Origin of the sequence: Parabacteroides goldsteinii DSM 19448 = WAL 12034, from assembly GCF_000969835.1 — a bacterium.
In the GTDB taxonomy this organism is placed as follows: Bacteria; Bacteroidota; Bacteroidia; order Bacteroidales; family Tannerellaceae; genus Parabacteroides; species Parabacteroides goldsteinii.
Window position 1 is genome coordinate 3,121,060 of sequence record NZ_KQ033912.1, and the last position, 18,725, is coordinate 3,139,784.

At 43.3% G+C, this 18,725-nt stretch carries 16 protein-coding genes; 10 read left to right on the forward strand and 6 right to left on the reverse strand.

Annotated features, from left to right (window positions below; genetic code table 11):
- Window positions 1-67: 67 nt before the first annotated feature.
- From HMPREF1535_RS11435 to HMPREF1535_RS11445, 3 genes are read left to right on the forward strand one after another with little or no spacing between them, the layout of a single operon-like run.
- The gene (locus HMPREF1535_RS11435; protein WP_010800759.1) at window positions 68-433 is read left to right on the forward strand and encodes a DUF6249 domain-containing protein; all 366 of its coding nucleotides are present in this window, start codon (window positions 68-70) and stop codon (window positions 431-433) included.
- Window positions 434-442: 9 nt separating this feature from the next.
- Window positions 443-1,006: an RNA polymerase sigma factor gene (locus HMPREF1535_RS11440; RefSeq protein WP_009859852.1), complete on the forward strand. Its 564-nt coding sequence runs from the start codon at window positions 443-445 to the stop codon at window positions 1,004-1,006.
- Window positions 1,003-1,377, forward strand: coding sequence for a hypothetical protein (locus HMPREF1535_RS11445; RefSeq protein WP_009859851.1), 375 nt, complete (start codon window positions 1,003-1,005; stop codon window positions 1,375-1,377). The genes HMPREF1535_RS11440 and HMPREF1535_RS11445 overlap by 4 nt, the downstream gene beginning before the upstream one ends.
- Before the next feature lie 173 nt (window positions 1,378-1,550).
- On the opposite strand, the gene HMPREF1535_RS11450 is transcribed toward HMPREF1535_RS11445, so the two are convergent.
- The 6 genes from HMPREF1535_RS11450 to surE all read right to left on the reverse strand — a co-directional run bounded on the left by HMPREF1535_RS11450 (window position 1,551) and on the right by surE (window position 6,570).
- Window positions 1,551-2,633, reverse strand: coding sequence for a hypothetical protein (locus HMPREF1535_RS11450; protein WP_009859850.1), 1,083 nt, complete (start codon window positions 2,631-2,633; stop codon window positions 1,551-1,553).
- A gap of 11 nt (window positions 2,634-2,644) precedes the next feature.
- Complete coding sequence (locus HMPREF1535_RS11455) at window positions 2,645-3,184, reverse strand: hypothetical protein (RefSeq protein ID WP_046146187.1); 540 nt, start codon at window positions 3,182-3,184, stop codon at window positions 2,645-2,647.
- Between the two features lies 1 nt (window position 3,185).
- On the reverse strand, window positions 3,186-3,755 hold the full coding sequence (locus HMPREF1535_RS11460; protein ID WP_082207534.1) for an RNA polymerase sigma factor: 570 nt from the start codon (window positions 3,753-3,755) through the stop codon (window positions 3,186-3,188).
- 94 nt (window positions 3,756-3,849) lie between these two features.
- Window positions 3,850-4,593 (reverse strand): NigD1/NigD2 family lipoprotein, encoded by a 744-nt coding sequence (locus HMPREF1535_RS11465; RefSeq protein WP_009859847.1) that lies wholly within the window; start codon window positions 4,591-4,593, stop codon window positions 3,850-3,852.
- Window positions 4,594-4,675: 82 nt separating this feature from the next.
- Window positions 4,676-5,809 (reverse strand): lipid-A-disaccharide synthase, encoded by a 1,134-nt coding sequence (gene lpxB, locus HMPREF1535_RS11470; protein WP_046146189.1) that lies wholly within the window; start codon window positions 5,807-5,809, stop codon window positions 4,676-4,678.
- Window positions 5,806-6,570 carry a 5'/3'-nucleotidase SurE gene (gene surE, locus HMPREF1535_RS11475; RefSeq protein ID WP_046146190.1) on the reverse strand — a complete coding sequence of 255 codons (765 nt, stop codon included), beginning with the start codon at window positions 6,568-6,570 and terminating at the stop codon, window positions 5,806-5,808. The genes lpxB and surE overlap by 4 nt, the downstream gene beginning before the upstream one ends.
- Window positions 6,571-7,710: 1,140 nt before the next feature.
- On the opposite strand from surE, the gene HMPREF1535_RS11480 reads away from it, so the two are divergent.
- The 7 genes from HMPREF1535_RS11480 to fldA all read left to right on the forward strand — a co-directional run bounded on the left by HMPREF1535_RS11480 (window position 7,711) and on the right by fldA (window position 18,686).
- Window positions 7,711-11,364 (forward strand): DUF6383 domain-containing protein, encoded by a 3,654-nt coding sequence (locus HMPREF1535_RS11480; protein WP_148499110.1) that lies wholly within the window; start codon window positions 7,711-7,713, stop codon window positions 11,362-11,364.
- 392 nt (window positions 11,365-11,756) lie between these two features.
- Window positions 11,757-12,521 (forward strand): ParA family protein, encoded by a 765-nt coding sequence (locus HMPREF1535_RS11485; RefSeq protein ID WP_046146192.1) that lies wholly within the window; start codon window positions 11,757-11,759, stop codon window positions 12,519-12,521.
- An 8-nt stretch (window positions 12,522-12,529) separates the two neighbouring features.
- Window positions 12,530-13,414, forward strand: coding sequence for a ParB/RepB/Spo0J family partition protein (locus HMPREF1535_RS11490; RefSeq protein WP_046146193.1), 885 nt, complete (start codon window positions 12,530-12,532; stop codon window positions 13,412-13,414).
- Window positions 13,415-13,435: 21 nt separating this feature from the next.
- A complete protein-coding gene (locus tag HMPREF1535_RS11495; RefSeq protein WP_052716691.1) occupies window positions 13,436-14,158 on the forward strand; it encodes a DUF5683 domain-containing protein in 723 nt (240 codons plus the stop codon).
- 7 nt (window positions 14,159-14,165) lie between these two features.
- Entirely contained in the window at window positions 14,166-15,692 is a 1,527-nt protein-coding gene (locus tag HMPREF1535_RS11500; protein ID WP_009859840.1) for a lytic transglycosylase domain-containing protein, read from the forward strand.
- Between the two features lie 93 nt (window positions 15,693-15,785).
- Window positions 15,786-18,074 (forward strand): RelA/SpoT family protein, encoded by a 2,289-nt coding sequence (locus HMPREF1535_RS11505; RefSeq protein ID WP_010800746.1) that lies wholly within the window; start codon window positions 15,786-15,788, stop codon window positions 18,072-18,074.
- Window positions 18,075-18,173: 99 nt separating this feature from the next.
- Window positions 18,174-18,686, forward strand: coding sequence for a flavodoxin FldA (fldA, locus tag HMPREF1535_RS11510; protein ID WP_009859838.1), 513 nt, complete (start codon window positions 18,174-18,176; stop codon window positions 18,684-18,686).
- The last annotated feature ends 39 nt before the right edge of the window (window positions 18,687-18,725 follow it).

Below are 18,725 nucleotides of genomic sequence, written 5' to 3' on the forward strand. Positions count from 1 at the left end.
CTTCTTTCCGGAACGTTAGTCTTATCTGTAAACGAAACAAATTAGAAACAAATTAAATATTGAAATTATGGAAAGTTGGTTGATTCCCCTGGTTGCAATTGTTTGTGCGGTAGGCTTGCCCGTAGTGTTGCTTATAGTACTTGTAGTAAGAACTACCCGGACAAAACATGAAGAGCGTATGGCTATGATCGAGAAAGGTATTGTATTGGAAGAGCCGGAAAGGAAGGCGAATAAATTCAATGCCCTGCGCAACGGTTTGCTGATGATCGGGTTGGCTTTGGGAGCTATTGGTGGTATATATCTGGATGATACGATGCCGCATGATTGGGCTGGTTTTTCTGTTGTTATCTTTACTGTTTTAGGTGGCGGTATAGCTTATCTGGCCTATTTCTTCATTGTTCTCAAGATGTTGGAAAAAGAGAAAGAACAATAAACCGGATTGATGGACGAACAAAAATGGATAAAAAGCATTCTGGCAGGGGACACCAAAAGTTTCTCCTGCTTCGTCGCGAAGTACCAGCAGATGGCATTTACGATTGCCTTCCGCATACTGGAGAATCGCGAGGAGGCAGAAGAAGTCGTGCAGGATGCTTTTGTCAAGATGTATCGTGCACTTCCGTCTTTCCAGTTTGGCAGTAAGTTTTCTACCTGGTTCTATAAAATTGTCTATAATACGGCCATTACCGCCCAGCGGAAGCAATCCGTATTCGACAGTTATGATGATGCTATTGCAACCGATCTTACAACCAGTGAAGTAGATAGCGCAACGGCTATCCTGGAGCGGGAAGACCGGAAAGAAATAATTGCACGTGTATTGAAAAAGTTACCAGCCGACGAGAGCCTGGTACTTAATCTCTTTTACCTGGAAGAGTGTTCCATTGCGGACATCGGTCAGATCACGGATCTGACGCCTTCCAATATTAAAGTTAAATTGTTTCGGGGACGTAAGCATTTCTACGAGACATTACAGTTAATGATGAAGAATGAAACAGCGAATGTGTTATGAGTACATCAGATAAAGATATAAACCGCTTGACCGGCAAACTTCTGAAAGAAGGAATGGTTAAGCCATCTCCGGATTTAAGCCTGCGGATCATGGAGCTTATCATGCAGGAAGAACCGTTGAAAGTACCGGAAGTGAAAAAGGCCCGGATGAGTTCCGGAATGCCCCCTTTTATGATTGTTGGCATCATTATTGCATATCTCGTCGTATTTGCCGGCGTATTGATGCTTTTAGGCCAACAACCCGCAGGAAGCGTTGATCATATGCTGGAAGGGATAAAGGATAAACTGCCGTTTATTATGACAATTGCGGCTATCGCCGGTTCGCTGATATTTTATTCGGCACTGGATAAAGTATTGGCATTGCGATTTTGATATTATCAGGCTTGAATTGTTTATATTGACAAGTTGTAACTGTTTCCCCTCTTGAGAGGGGGTAGGGGGGGTGTCATAGTTCAGCCCTATAACTAGCTTTAACACACCCCTTATCCCCTCTCAAGAGGGGAATTAGTTACTCCCGTCACTATAACAAATAGTATATTCTTTTTCTATTTTAACGCCTTCACATTAATATTGCTGTAATTATTTCCGTCGAAATTGATGCGTCCCTTGTTTCCGCCGTTGATTTCATAGTAATGGTTCACTTTATCCTCTGTCGAAGAGTTTGTGATGTTGAAACCACTGACATGACGGTTGGCATATTTCATGTTTTCGGCAGCGATTTTGAAAGAGGCTTTTGCCGGAACGCTGATATTCAGATTACCATAGCGTGCATCTACATTCACCTGTTTGAAGTTGGCAGACAATTCTTTTATTGTCAATGTGCTGTAAGCCAGTTCATCCACATTCAATTCATCTTTTACCGAACCGATCATCGCTTCGCTGTATTTGATCTCCATATAGCCTTTGTCAAGACTTTCGATTTTTATATTACCATACTTGTTTTCCAGATTGATCTGGCCGCATTTCTTAATATTCATATTCGAATACTTATTGTCGGCATTCATTTGTTCTGCATCGCCGACAGAGACGTTTCCGCAGTATCCCAGGTCCAGATTCGCCTTCGTTACATTATTAATATCCACATTCCCGTATTTAGCTTCCAGGTTGAGAGGCTGGGTGAAACTGCCGGCATTCAGGTTACCGTACTTCACCTGTATCGTGCTTTTGCCTTCATTCTTGTCCGGCAGATTGATGTTCCCGTATTTCTGCGACAGGTTGATTGCCAGTTTCGAAGGCATGCTGATAAAATAATTGATCGTAAACCGGATATTGGAATTGTTATTACCCCAGTTTTGCTGTTTCAGCGAAGTGATGGCGGAAACCGTATTCCCGCTTTTCTTTAGTTCGATGTTCACACGGTCGATGCAAGCCTGTGCAGCATCCGCACTTTCGGCTTTAGCCTCTATCTCAACGCGGATTGCCACTTCATTCTTGTTCCAGTGCGTGATGGTCGTATTGCCGTAACGATTGTCCGTCATCAATAGGTCACTCAGGCTGACGTCAAAAGATTTACTGATCTCTTTTTTCTTAATACTTTCCGGTTTTGCGCCCCAACTGATAGCGGTACTAGCGATAAGTAGCACTGCCAAAAGTAATAAGGAACGGCTTTTTAATTGTTTTGTATTCATGATATATATTTTTATTTGTCATCATTATCGTTTGTAACTATTTCCATCTGTTTCAGCATGATGTTCAGGCTTTCGACACTCGCACTATAATGCTGGTTCATAGCGAACAGGCCGTCGTTCGAGCAAGGCAGTGTCGGGAGGATTGTTTCTTCAAACATATAGTTATCTTTCAGAATCCTTTTGCTTTCCTGTAACAGGCCGGCGGCTCCCGGAGTCTTTTCCTTTTTATACAACGATTCCATTTGCGCCATGATATCGTTGATCTGCATCTTGTAATACATCTGAAGTTCGCCAAATTCCTTTTGCTGGCTGCATTGTTGCTGTATGGCTGCTTTTTGATTTATAGGAGTAGGCGTCCCACCCGGCATGCGGAGCAGGAGTATCAGTGCAATGGCGGCTGCGGCAGCGAAAGCAGACAAACTATATAGTTTGAAATGTTTCCTGCGGGCAGGCGGCAGTTTCTTTTCGAAGCGTTCGAAGTGACCTTCCGGCATAAGGTCATCTTCAAATGCTTCTCTATTGGTGTCTATGAAATTCTTTAATTTGTCCATGTCAATTTGCTGCTATAATGTCTAACAATTTGCGCTTTGCCCGCAGATATTGGCTGCGTACGCTTGGCGGCTGAATGTTCAGGATAGAGGCAATCTCTTCCATATCATATCCCTCGAAGAGGTAGAGCGAGAGGATTACGCGGTAACCGGCGGGTAATTTACCGGTTGCCTCTTTCACCTGTTTTACCGAATAGGCTATCTCCTCTTCGTTCGGTCCGTCCGACTCCGGATCGGCATAGTTGTCGGATAGCTCCTCCCATTCCGGTGTTTGCCGGCGCACATAATCGATGGCCGTATGGACTGCTATCCGGTGTATCCAGGCTTCGAAACATTGTCCATCTTTATATTGGTCGATGTGCGTGAAGATTTTCAGGAACGAATCCTGCATGGCTTCTTCCGCTTCACCGCTGTTGCCGACAATGTGCAGGCAAGCTATGTACAATCGCTGTGCGAATTGTTTGTACAAGCCCAGTTGCGCACTCCGTTTTCCTTCCCGGCAACCCTTTATCAGTTGTACTGTTGTTTCGTTCATTTGTTTATATAAACGAGAGAAAACGTCCGACCGTTGCATCTCTGTCACAAAATTAGACAAAAAAAAGAAAGGCATCATCACGATGCCTCTCTCCCTGAACTAAATGATAAAAATAAAAGTTATGTGGGAAGGTTTAATTTGTCACTTGAAAATTCTCGGCTCCCAACATCGGCGCTTTACCGGCAGGGGTACCTGATTTGTATTTAAGTTCAATCGTATCATCACCTTCATACGATTTATACTTCACCTTCATCGTCACTGTATCACCGTTTGTAGGCGGCAGACTATTCAGTCTGAATGAGGCCAGGCCCCATCCTTGTCCACCCGACAAGTTATTGTATGCATTATGACGGAACTCCAGTTCATATGTATCCGTATTGTTCATCTTCACCAGATTGAGAAAATGTTTGGTCGATCCGTCGAAATAAGATTCGAACTGGAAGTTAATATAACCATCCTCAATCCATACGGACTTCATCCATAACGGATCATTGCCGTAATATTCATCATTTTTCTCGCCCAGATCGCCAACGATCGATTTAGTCAATACACTGTCGATTCTGTTTACACGGACTGCATAATCATATCCTTCTGCCATGTGGCTGGTCGAATCTCCCAATAATGTAAAGTTTATAAAAGCACGTCTTTCTTTATCTACCCCGAAATAAGGAGTAACGCCGGATGCCGGCCAGAAAGTCGTTGAATCATCCCATTGCAGGTAATAGGCGTCATTCCCTAATGGTTTGATCGTAGCTATTCCAAAACTGTATTTATTAGAAGAATTACTGTCATCATCTAAACAAGAATACATGGTAAAGGTCGCCAGAATGGTTCCCAGAACCAGTATAAAAGTTTTCAACGTCCTCATCACATTCATATCACAATTGTTTATTTTCCCATTCTAAAAGGTTAGATGGAAGAATAACGGAAAATGCTGCAAAAGAAAATGATAAAAGATGTTAATGCTTCAGTGATTGGTAAATAAGTTCGGCTGTACGTTGTGAAGCACCGGGTTTTCCGAGCATCTGAATGATCTCGTCGTAACCGTCGAGCATCTGTTGACGGTAAGCTGTATCGTGAAGTATTTTGCCCAGCTCATCGTGTATCTGCTGATAAGAGAAGCGGGCACCGAACAATTCCTGTACGACTTCGCGTCCGGCAATCAGATTCACCAGCGAGATATATTTGGTATGGAAGAAATTGCGGAAGATAAAACTGGCCAACGGTCCGGCCACGACGTAATAACAGACTACCTGCGGTACGCGGAATAGCGATGTTTCAAGCGTTGCCGTACCCGAAGTAACCAGGGCGGCCCGGCTGTGTTGCAACAGGTCGTATGTCTTGCCGAAGACGATTTTGGCAGGATGGTTTCCTATATATTGTTTGTAATATTTCGGTTCCAGTCCGGGAGCTCCGGCTATAACCGGCTGATAGTCCGGGTAGGCAGCTGCCACTTCGAGCATGGTCGGAAGGTTATCTTTGATTTCCTGCCGGCGGCTTCCTGCAAGGAGGGCCAGGATGGGTTTATCCGGCAGTCTTTCATCGGCCATAAACGTATCGGGGCGGTTGGCTTGCTTTTCTTTATATTGGGCAACCGAATCGACAGATGGATTTCCTACATAATCGACCGAGTAATCCAGCTTGCGGAAAAACTCGGTTTCAAAAGGCAGGATGCAGAACATCCGGTCCACATAACGGCGGAAGTCTTTGATGCGGTACTGTTTCCAGGCCCATATCTTGGGAGAAATATAATAGTAAACAGGCAGATGCAGCACTGTCTTTACGAATTTGGCTATTTTCAGGTTGAATCCCGGATAATCGATCAGTATCACCACGTCCGGCTGATATTTCCGGATATCTTCCTGACAGGTTTTCATATTATTCAGGATTGTTCGCAGGTTGAGCAATACGGGGATAAAACCCATAAAAGCCATCTCTTTGTAATGCTTTACCAATGTGCCGCCTACAGCTTGCATCAAATCTCCCCCGAAGAAACGGAAATCCGCCTCCGGATCTTTTTCTTTTAATGCCGCCATCAGGTTCGACGCATGTAGGTCGCCCGAAGCTTCGCCTGCGATCAGAAAATATTTCATCCTTCCCAGTTTTTATATTTCTCCATCCATTCGTAATCCGTCACATCCAGTTTGCAGGGCACCAGCGAAGCGTATCCGCTGTCGAGTGCCAGCATATCGTTCTCCGGATGAATCGGTTTGGCATTCTCGAAAGAACCTGTCAGCCAGAATACCGGTTTGCCGGCTCCATTCTCCGAGCGTTTGTATTCCTTCACCCATTTTCCAGCAGCCTGACGGCAAATCTTCATGCCTTTGACTGTATCCACTTTCGGAACATTCAGATTCAGATAGGTTCCGGCAGGTAATCCCTCTTTCAGTACACGGCGTGCCACCATACGTCCCAGGCGGCAACATTCCGTAAAGTCGGCATCCGGATGATGGTCGAGCAATGATACTCCCAACGAAGGAACTCCGAATACGCATCCTTCGGCAGCAGCTCCCATCGTACCGGAATAAAGAACGGCTATCGCCATATTGCCACCATGATTGATACCCGAAACGAGCAGGTCCGGCTTACGTTCAAGCACTTCATTGATAGCCAGTTTCACACAGTCCACCGGCGTCCCTGTACATTCGTAGATTGTAAGTCCGTATTCTCTCTTCACCAGATTATATCTGATTGGATTTTCAGAAGTAATCGCACTGCTCATGCCCGAACGTGGGCCGTCGGGAGCAAATACGACTAAATCGCCCAGGTCTCTCAGGCATTCAGTTAACTCTTTAATACCTTTGGCATTTACGCCATCATCATTTGTAATCAGTATCAACGGTCTATCATTCATCGCAACTTCTTTTAAATATCACTACAAATGTAACGATAATCTTTTGACGGAGGATGCTTTTAATTTTTTCTTAACGTTCGGAGAGAGTTACTTCCGGTCGGTACAATTTGAGTTTCTGGAGTTTATATTTGTTTTATTTAAAAGGGAGTCATCGACTGTGTTTGTGGCTTTTGTCTGTTGGTTATCACGCGTTTATGGGGTGACGCCGGCAGTTCTGTTGGGCGTCACTGTTGTAAAGTGATAAAGCAAGCGGAATGACGGTTCGGCTATTATTTTTTACTTATCGGGAACTAATCCGTCACGTCCGTATATCTAAGGAGTAAGTATGGTAATTCTAAGTGTTTTTCTGCTTACTTTGATTTCTGTAATATATACTTTTCTAAAAAGTAATGCTATCATTACAAAAAAGTAAGTTATATACTACAAATACGTAAGGCTAGCTTTACATATTTAAAGGTGCTATATTTTACTCTTAATTTCAGGGTGTTTAATATTTAATTTTCCGTATGTTGTTTTTTACCTTTTACTAGCCTGTTCGAGTGAGTCTGTTTGTATAAAAATAGTATGAAAAAGTGTTGGTGACGCCGGAATAGGATGGTGGATTCATCTGTTAATTGATTGACTTACAGTTGGTAATCCGGTGGGCTTGTGAGGATGACTCCGTCTGTATGGATAAATTTGTGGGTAAAATAGTTTTAGATCTCATGGAAAGCGAAGATCGGTATCTGTTTAGAATGTGCGTATGACTTGAAAATCAATTCTATGTAAATGTAATATTAATGTACGTGCGTACATCTTAATATATAAGAAGTGTTTTATCTGATGAAATAGATGAATAATGGACTAAAAAGAGGGGACAGAAATGACTAGCTAAAACGATCGTTTTTTCTCGTCAACAAAAGTAAGCATTTGTTTCATTTCGGCAATCCTTTTTCAAATATTTTTTTCAACGGTATGTTCTTTCTTATCAATTGAATAGCATCATCTGTATGAATCTCCCGATTTAAGGGACGAACCTTCAAAGTCATGACGAGAAAAAACGATCGATTATTTTAGTCATAGGTTAAGAGGACCTTTTGAGGGTGATCGTATTGAATAAGAACTTATTACACTTTAGTATTAATATTAAATTTTAGAATTATGAACAAAAAGTTTTCTACTCTGGTAGGATGCTTGGCTTTAGGAACGTTGTTCTCAGCAAATGCACAGACTGTACAAGATGCTTATCGCACATTTGCTACAACTTCCGTATCCAAAACATCTACAGGTAAAGCTGGTCTATCTGCTTTGACTGGTGGTGCAACATTCAACGGGGCTGCTTGGTCACAGGATGTTTACCATATCCAAGACAATCTTCTTTATCAATTACAGGTAACTGCTGGAACCAATATCCAGGATGATGGTACAGATCCTTATGTATTGATTCAGGAAAGAAACTATGAAACAGGTAAGATTTATCTGAAAGCAGTTAAATCCAGCGAAGCTCCTCTGAATGCTTCTTTGTGGACAATCAACTATGACAAGGAAGATGGTGTAAGTGGTGGTAAGTTTACTTATGTAAACAAAGAAACTGGTTTCGCATTGACATTCGATCACGAACGTGCTGCAAAAGTTGGTACAGCTCCAAATGCTAAAGCAACAGCTGCTGTAGAAATGAATGGTTGTACTGACAACTGGTCATGGTACACAGTAAACAGCAATGTAAATCCTTTTGATTATTCTCCTGTATTCTCTTATCTTCACAATCAGGCAAACAATCAGGTGATGTGTTTGGTAGTTGCTGATGATGCTACAGTAACAGGTGATTTGGCTACTGACGGTATGAATAAAACAGGTGTACTGTTGACTTCTGCTGTTTACGATTCAAATGTAGCTGGTCCGTCAGTAGGTAACATTCCTACTATTGCAGTAAATCTTAAGCCGGTGGTTGCTAATCCGATCATCATGACTGCTGACGATTTGAATGCTCGTATGGATGCTGATTTCCATGCAACTAACTTCGAATTCCTGTTCAACCCGAATACATTGGAAGGTACTGCTCCTTTTACAGGATCATTTGTTGCAGAAGAAGATGCATTGACTTTAGGTTTGGCAGAAGTTGCTGCAAATAAATTCAACCTGAACTTCAAGATCGGTAACAAATATCTGTTGGCTGATACAGCTCGTTATCAGGAAGAAAAATATGCTCCTTCAGTTTCTCCTTCTGTTCAGTTTGCCGTAAAAACTCCGGTTTCAACAGATGGTGATTATATGAAAGCTCGCTACTACTTCAAAGCGACTTATTTCCCGACAAACGACAGCTTGCTGATCGAACCGTTGAATGCTGCTGTACAGGAAGATGCTGAATTCAATGCTCATACAGATTGGAAGGCTTCAAAAGCTTGTACACAATATTTCGAAAACGATTATACTGTAGCAAATACGTTTACTAATACTAAAACATACGCTACTACAGGTTCTAATACAGTTTCTTTAACAGCTGCTACAATCCCGGGTCAAACTAATCCGGTACTGACAGTTGCCAGAGACAACCGTGATGAATTTAAGGTAAAAACATCTATTGTACGTCCGTTCGAATATCTGACTCGCGGTACAGTTGCTAATGGTTTGTATTTCATCAATCTGTATACAACTAAATCTTCTGTAGAACGTGCTAACGGTATGTATATCGTTGAAAACATGGAAGGTAACATGATGTATGACAACCAGGCAATGGATCAGGACTTCTCTTTGATGCCTGCTACACAGTGGGTTGTTGAACAGTTGGATTGCAACGATGCTTCAAGCGTAGCACGTCGTGTGAAGATTCACAACCGTGAATATGCTGATCAGGTATTTGAAGGTCAGTTGTATAATATGGGAACTACTGCTGCTGGTGAAACAATCTACCGCTTTATCGACCGTACTTATGTAGGTGGAAATGATAACAAGGGTATGTTCAATAACCAGAATCTGGGTGTTCAGGATTCTATCATCTTCACTGCTGTAACTTCTCCGATCGCTAAGACTGCTTATCACGGATACAAGAAGTTCACTGTTGATGAACTGAGCAATGGTATTGAAAACAACTATACTATCAAGTATTACCATTTCAATAACGATAACCTGTATTTGCAGAGTGAAGTAGGTAAGATCTCTAAAGCTGAAGAAGCAACAGATCCTACAATCTATGAAATCGCTGAAGCAACATTGCCTAACAATGGTGGTGCTATTGTGAACAGTTTTGGTTATTCGTTGGATGGTTATCAGGATTTGCAAAGAACAGCTTATGTTCTGAAACTGAAAGATGCTAATCTATTAGACAACGATAAGAAGTATCTTGCATTGGTTAAAAATGCACAGGATAACAATTACTATTACGAAGCAGTTAAGAAAGCTGATATCGATGGCGTAAAAGCTAAGTGGGCTTACTTCTATCTGAAAGCTGATCAGGTTCGTTCTGATGCTAATAATGCTGTAACTGATACTTGCTATGTATTGGTAGACATTCAAAATACAAATGGTACATTAGAAACTTCTAATGGTTGGAACAAGGCTAATGTTGTAGATGGTTTGGGTACATTACGTTTCTCTAGCTTGAACGACAATCCTGAAGATCGTGCTTCTGCATTCTACTTCCAGCACAAGATCCGTCCGCAGTATATCGATATGACTGCTGATTATGACATGCCGATGAACAATGTAGTGAAGATCTACAGAAAGAGCGGTAATGCAAACGAATATCTGTTCGAAGACGGAAATGACAGCAAAAACGTAAGCGCTTCTCAACCGATCGCAGACGTTCAGTTCTTAGGTATTGAAAGTAAGGGTGTTTCAGCTGACGCTGCTGCTATGTATGTTGACAAAGTTCTGTCTTCTAATAAATTCATGCCTCAGTACTTGTTTGCTGTAGACGTAGATTCTATTCCTGACGGATTCCTGTGTGGCAGCAAAACTCATGGTTATTGGGAAACTGAAGCTGAAGCAAAAGCTGCTGATGACAATCACTATGTAGCTTACAATGGTTACGTGGCAGGTCGTTTCTTGGTTAACTATACTGACTCTGTTCAGCCTAACAATAATGTAATGACTGATGCTGACAAATTCAAATTCGAAAATTACACTCGTTTAGGATTTGTAGAAGGTGTTCATCAGGTAACAACTGATGCTAAGGGTAATGTTACTGCAGAAACTCTTTATATCCTGAATAATGGTAAGACTTTGGCAGATGTTACTACTATCGTTAACAATACAGAAACAGGAACAAAAGTAATTGACTTCGATTTGCTTCGTGCTAATTCTGTAGCTAATGTACTTGACGGTGCTCATAAGAACTATGCATTCTCTCTGAGAAAGATCAATGACCAGGCTGATGAAACTGCTGATGCAAGTGAAGGCTTCCTGATGGAATCTAATGGTCAGGGTTCTGCTATCGGTTCATTCGCTGGTGCTTGGGTGAAAGTTCATAACGGTATTCCTGTATTGGCTCAGATTACACCGACAGGTGATCATGAAGACATCTCAGCTTCTATCAACGAAGTAATCAACCAGTCTCAGGTATTCCACTTCGGTCAGACAGACGAAACTCCGACAGAAAACGAAGGTGTTAAGACTACAGAAGTATCTGTATCTGTAATTCCTGGTGCTGTTGTAGTGAAGGGTGCTGAAGGTAAGACTGTTGCTATCAGCAACGTTCTTGGTCAGACAATTGCTAACACAGTAATCACTTCTAGCGAAGCTACAATCTCTGTTCCTGCAGGTATTGTATTCATAGCTGTTGAAGGCGAAAGCGCTGTTAAAGCAATTATTAAATAAGAAATTTATAATCAAAAATAATCATTTCGCGTAATGGTTCTCCTTCGGGAGAGCCATTCAGTAGCCTGCGACGGGTGAACAAGTGGGATGATGAATATTAAGTAATAAAATAAAGTTCTTCTGTCAAGTACTCCTGAGAAGGAGGAACGCAGACACAAAACAAGCCTCTCCGGTTGATATCGGGGAGGCTTTGTATTTTTAAAACTTCGTTATCATTTCCAAAAAAGTATATGCATATTCCTCATTTGGAACAAGTTATTAAATATTCTGTTTATATTTGCAAGTTATCAACAGTTAGGGCGACTTTTCAACAAAACGAGCATTGTTTTGCTAAAACCTGATTTCGTTAGGTTTTTAATGTTTAGTTTTGCCTCCGAATTAATAGACGAAGTATGGGAAAGATTATCGCTTTAGCAAATCAGAAAGGTGGAGTTGGTAAGACAACGACCACGATTAATCTGGCTGCATCCCTCGCTGCACTCGAAAAGAAAGTGCTTGTTGTTGATGCGGACCCGCAGGCAAATGCCTCCTCCGGACTGGGTGTGGATATTCGCAGTGTCGAGTTGTCCATCTATGAATGCCTGGTAAATAGCGAGGAGGCAAAAGGGGCCATTATCCCGACCGAGGTGGAAGGACTGGATATTATCCCGTCGCATATCGACCTGGTGGGTGCGGAGATTGAAATGCTGAACATGGAGAACCGGGAACAAATCCTGAAACAGATTCTCGTTCCCCTGAAGGATATGTACGATTTTATCCTGATTGACTGTTCTCCTTCTCTGGGACTGATTACAGTAAATGCCCTTACGGCAGCCGATTCGGTCATAATCCCTGTACAATGTGAATATTTTGCATTGGAAGGTATCAGTAAACTGTTGAATACGATAAAAATTATTAAGTCAAAGCTGAATCCGGCTTTGGAAATCGAGGGATTCCTGCTGACGATGTACGATTCGCGCCTTCGCCTGGCCAACCAGATTTACGAAGAGGTGAAACGTCCGTTCCGCGATCTCGTTTTTACAACCGTTATTCAGCGTAATGTGAAGCTGAGTGAGGCCTCCAGCTACGGCAAACCGGTATTGCTTTACGATGCCGAATCGAAAGGAGCGCTCAATCATATGCAGCTGGCACAGGAGCTGATAGACAAAAACAAATAAGTAGAATTATGGCAGTAATGAAAAGATCGGCTCTTGGCCGTGGATTGGATGCTTTGATCACGATGGACGACCTGAAGACAGGCGGTTCGTCTTCTATCAGTGAGATAGAACTGAGCAAGATTCAGCCCAATCCGGATCAACCCCGTTCCATATTTGAGGAAGAAGCACTGGAGGAACTGGCTACTTCTATCCGCTCCCTGGGTGTTATCCAGCCGATAACCCTGAAAGAGATCGGAACCGAGAAGTATATGATCATCTCCGGCGAACGTCGTTACCGTGCCTCTCTGATGGCAGGTCTGGAACAGATTCCTGCCTATATCAAGACGGCAGCCGACGAGAATGTAGTCGAGATGGCGCTGATTGAAAATATACAGCGTGAAGACCTTAACTCGATAGAAATAGCATTGGCTTATCAGAAACTGATAGATAGCTACGGTCTGACTCAGGAAAAACTCAGCGAACGGGTAGGAAAGAAGCGGGCTACTATTGCCAACTATCTGCGCTTGCTGAAGTTGCCTGCCGAGATACAGATGGGACTGAAAGATAAGAAAATCGATATGGGACATGCTCGTGCCCTGCTGCCGGTCGAAGATCCGGAGGTGCAGTTGGCTCTGTATGAACAAATATTGGCAGAAGGACTTTCCGTACGTAATGTGGAAGAGATCGTGCGGAACGGAGCGGAAGCTGTAGCGACAGAAAAGAAAGAGAAAACAGCCGGACGCAAACCGATGCTTCCCGAAGAATTTAACCTGCTGAAGGATCATTTGTCCCGATTCTTTAATACAAAGGTACAACTGGCGTGCAACGAGAAGGGAAAAGGACGCATCACGATTCCTTTTACCTCGGAAGAAGAACTGGAAAGACTGATCGGTCTGTTGGATAAATTGAAATAAGTTGACGGTAGATTCGTGAGGATGAAATTAAAAATAAGCAGGATACTGTGCTTGCTGGTGGTGCTTACGGGTATCTCTTTATATACAAAAGCACAAGGCAAGGCGGTTATACTCGACGCCGATACGGTTGTTGTTGCACCACCCGACTCAACGGTGCAGGCTGTACTTCAGTCGGCTGACTCTGCGAGCCGGGTAAAGGGCAAGGAAATAGATATGAAACCGTTCAAACCCAATCCGACAAAGGCGGTTATTTTGTCAGCTATTTTGCCGGGATTGGGACAGATATATAACAAGGCTTACTGGAAATTACCTATTGTATATGGTGGTTTTATGGGCTGTATCTATGCGATAACCTGGAATAACAAGAATTATAAGGATTATTCGACGGCCTATTTTGATTTGATGTATGATGTGAAAAACAATGCGGATGATCCGTCTAAATGGAGTAGTTCATGGACGGATATTGCGAAGAAGAACGGATATGATCCGGAAAAATTTATTACGACCGCATCTTATCAGGATAACATCAAGCGCCGTAAGGACTATTTCCGTCGTTACAGGGATTTGAGTATTATTATCACAGCCGGCGTTTATGCTATCTGTATGATCGATGCTTATGTGGATGCCCAGTTGTTCGACTTTGATATATCTCCTGACCTGAGTATGCGGGTGGAACCGATGGTGATGCCTAAGACCAGCGTCAGTGAACGAATATATGGCCTGAATTGCAGTATAAAATTCTAATTAATACATGAAATACTTATTATCATTACTCTGTTTCTGCTGTTTCGTTACTGTTGTCCGTGCACAGGAAACAATAACTGAAAATGAAGAACCTCAGTATTCGGACCTTTCCGCCGACTCCCTGTCGGTTGATGTCGGTCTGATACCCGAAAGTCTGGATGCGGATGTCGACAGCCTGCTTCACTCCTGGCATGTGCAATACTTTTCCAAGAAAGATGAATATTGTCATGACGATGCCGCAAATGTATGGTTCCCTGACTCTGTCTACCGGGAACGTCTGGAAAGCCTTCCGCGTGTTATTTCCTTACCTTATAATAAGGTAGTACGCGATTGCATTGATTTATATGCCGACCGCCGTCGTAATCTGGTACGTTATATGCTGGGTATGGCGGATTTTTATTTTCCAATCATCGAACAGGTTCTGGATGAGCATGACTTGCCAATCGAACTGAAATATCTGGCTGTGGTGGAAAGTGCCCTGAATCCGGTAGCCTTGTCACGTGTCGGTGCCTGCGGCTTATGGCAGTTCATGCTTCCGACCGGAAAGATTTACGGACTGGAGATCAACAGTCTTGTTGACGAACGTCGTGACCCGGTAAAGGCTACACATGCCGCCTGTCGTTATTTCAAAGATATGTATGCTATTTACGGTGACTGGAATCTGGTGCTGGCTTCTTATAACTGCGGGCCGGGAAATGTCAATAAAGCTATCCGCCGTTCCGGAGGGAAGACGGACTTCTGGGAGATATTCCCTTATCTGCCCAAAGAAACCCGCTCGTATGTGCCGTTATTCATTGCGGCAAATTATATTATGAACTATTATTGCGATCATAATATCTGTCCGATACAGACCAGTATGCCGCTGGCTACCGATACGGTCGTTGTCACAAAAGCGCTGCATCTGGAGCAGGTGGCAGATATACTACAAATGGATATTCAACAGGTCCGTGCCTTGAATCCGCAGTATAAGCGTGATATTATCCCTGGAAACACGGAGCCGTCTGTGTTGAAGTTGCCGGTAAACCAGACATATGCTTTCATCGACAAAGAAGATACGATCTATACGCATCGTGCAGAAGATTTGTTGGAGAATTGTCTGGCTTATAATCCGTCCGATAAAGACAGTAGAAAGTCCTCTAACCGCGAAAAGATTACTCATCGTGTCGCTTCCGGCGAAAATATCTATGCGATAGCCGACCGGTATGGAGTGACTCCGAAAGAAGTACGTCAATGGAACGGTCTGAAGTCGAACCGTCTGGCTAATGGGCGGCGCCTGACTTTGTATGTGGATAATGGCGGGGTGGCTTTTGCTTCAACAGCAAAGTCTAAGGCGATACCTAAAACGACTTCTCCTTCGGAAATAGTTGAGAAACAGAGTAATGGCTATGTCTCTTATCAGGTGAAATCGGGAGATTCCCTTTACACGATATCGAAAAAGTATCCCGGTGTGTCGGCAGCTTTGATACAAAAGGCGAACGGATTACCGAATGCAAATATCCGTCCCGGACAGGTTCTGAAAATTCCTGTGGGATAAAACTTGCTATTTTCTTGGCTTCCGTGCTGATTTTTGATGAATATTTGTATATTTGTGGTTACAGACGTTGTATAAAAAGAAGAGGTTGTAACCATGAGTGATGCGATAGACACAAAAGACACAAAGGAAGCTGGTGACATGTTACCCGCTATGACGGCAGACGAGAAAATGATCCAGGATGGATTTAACGAGCTGCTGAAGGACTATCTGAATTCAAATCACCGGAGGAAGGTGGAGCGCATTACTAAGGCGTTCAACTTTGCCAATCAGGCGCATGCCGGCGTGAAACGGCGGTCCGGCGAACCCTATATCATGCACCCCATTGCCGTTGCACGGATTGTTTGCCGTGAAATGGGACTGGGGTCGACTTCTATTTGTTCGGCTCTGCTCCACGATGTAGTGGAGGATACGGAATATACCGTACAGGATATTAGTGATATGTTCGGTCCGAAGATTGCCCAGATTGTAGATGGGCTGACTAAGATATCCGGTGGTATTTTCGGGGAACAGGCTTCGGCGCAGGCGGAAAACTTCCGTAAGTTGTTGCTTACCATGAGTGACGATATCCGTGTAATCCTGATCAAAATCGCCGACCGTCTGCACAATATGCGAACCTTGGGTTCGATGCTTCCCGCCAAGCAATTCAAGATTGCCGGAGAGACACTGTACCTTTATGCACCTTTGGCTCATCGCCTGGGTCTTTTCACCATCAAAACGGAACTGGAGGACCTGAGTTTTAAATATGAGCATCCTCAGGAATATGATTTTATCGAACAGAAACTGCAAGCCTCCGAGGAAAGCCGTAATAAGCTTTTCGAACATTTCGCAATTCCGGTCGATAAGAAACTGAAAGAAATGGGCTTGCATTATGAGATGAAAGCCCGTGTGAAATCTGCTTACTCTATCTGGAACAAGATGGAGAGCAAAGGGATTACCTTTGAAGATATCTACGACCTGTATGCCGTCCGTATCATTTTTGATCCGCTGCCGGGTGTGGATGAAAAGAATATGTGCTGGGATATCTATTCCGCTATAACAGATATTTACCGTATTCGTCCGGATCGAATCCGTGACTGGGTAAGCCGTCCGAAGGCTAACGGATACCAGGCGTTACACCTGACAGTCATGGGCCCCGATGGGCAGTGGGTGGAAATACAGATTCGCAGCCGGCGTATGGACGATATTGCTGAGAAAGGATTTGCCGCACACTGGAAATATAAAGAACACAGCGTAGAAGAAGATACCGAACTCGATAAATGGCTTCAGACAATTACTGAAATCCTGGAAAGTCCGGACCCGAATGCCCTCGACTTCCTGGATACGATCAAGCTGAACCTCTTTACCTCTGAAATATTCGTGTTTACCCCGAAAGGGGATATAAAAACGCTTCCCCAGGGGGCAACCGCGCTTGACTTTGCCTATGCACTGCATACCAATATCGGTAATAAATGTATCGGTGCGAAAGTAAACCATCGCCTGGTTCCTCTCAGTCACCCGTTGGCCAGTGGAGACCAGGTGGAGATACTGACTTCCCGTTCACAGGAGCCGCAAGCGGAATGGCTTAATTTTGTTACTACGGCAAAAGCCCGTTCAAAGATCGATGCCGTATTGAAGCGTGCTCGTAAGGATGCAGCCAAAGTGGGTGAGGAGAAGGTGATTGCAGCCTTTAAGCGCTCTGATATGGAGGCAAGTACGTCTAATCTGGATAAGTTATGTATGTATTTCGGTTTTTCCAAGCGGGAGGAATTCTTTTATGCCGTGGAAAAGGGCGATGTCACCTTGCCGGAAAATATAAAGAAGCTGTTGAAGGAAAAGACCGATAACGTTTTATTTAAGTATGTAAAGCAGGCGTTAGGAGTCGGTGTCAAGAATAATAAGGAGAAAGAAGAGGTACAGAAAGAAGAAAAACCGAAAGCAAAATACGATAAATCGAAACCTTATATCCTTCGTGAAGAAGCATTCGAACGTAATTATGTCATTGCTGAATGCTGTAAACCTATTCCGGGTGACGATGCGTTGGGCTTCATCAACGATGACGGCAATGTGGTTGTTCATAAACGCTCCTGTCCGATTGCCATGCGCCTGAAGAGCAGTTTCGGCGAACGTATCCTGAATACCGAATGGAGTAGCCATAAGAATGCTTCCTTTGAGGCTACTCTCGAAGTGAAAGGTATCGACTCGATTGGCGTTCTGAACACAATCACTAAAACAATCTCCGATGACTTCAATGTAAATATCATGCGTCTGCTTATTGAAGCGAAAGACGGTGTGTTTGAAGGAAAGATTAAGATGAAAGTGCATGATGTGGAAGACATACAGAAGATGTGTGTGACGCTTTCTAAGATAAAGAACATAAAGTCGGTCGGTCGTGTGGCTGATTAATCGGTAGGTATTTTAACCCTCTAAAATACACATTTATAGGTATTGCCTTTATAAGGGAGATATCTGACCTTTGTCTTCGTCAATTAAAAATAGAATAAGATGAAGACAATAGGTATTTTTTACGGTTCTTCAACCGGGACAACAGAGGATATTGCAAAACGTATAGCAGCCAAGTTAGGCGTGGATGCTTCTAACCTGTACGATGTGGCGAAGGCTTCTCCTTCCGACCTGGCAGGTTATGAGGTTTTGATACTGGGTAGTTCAACCTGGGGCGCCGGCGATTTGCAGGATGACTGGTATGATTTCCTTGCCAAGATAAAGAAACTGGATTTATCCGGTAAGTTCGTGGCTATTTTCGGTTGCGGCGACTCTTCCTCTTTCAGCGATACGTTCTGTGACGCTATCGGAACAATTTATACGGACCTTCAGGATACTGGGTGCACATTTATCGGAAATGTGGCAACAGACGGTTACTCTTACGATGATTCGGCAGCCGTTATCGACGGTCAGTTTGTCGGACTTCCGTTGGACGAACTGAATGAAGACGACCAGACGGAGTCCCGTCTTGACTCATGGATTGATTCTTTGAAGAAAGAAGATTGGAATAATTGATTTTCATGTATTAGTTTTTAAGGTAATATCAGTCAGTGC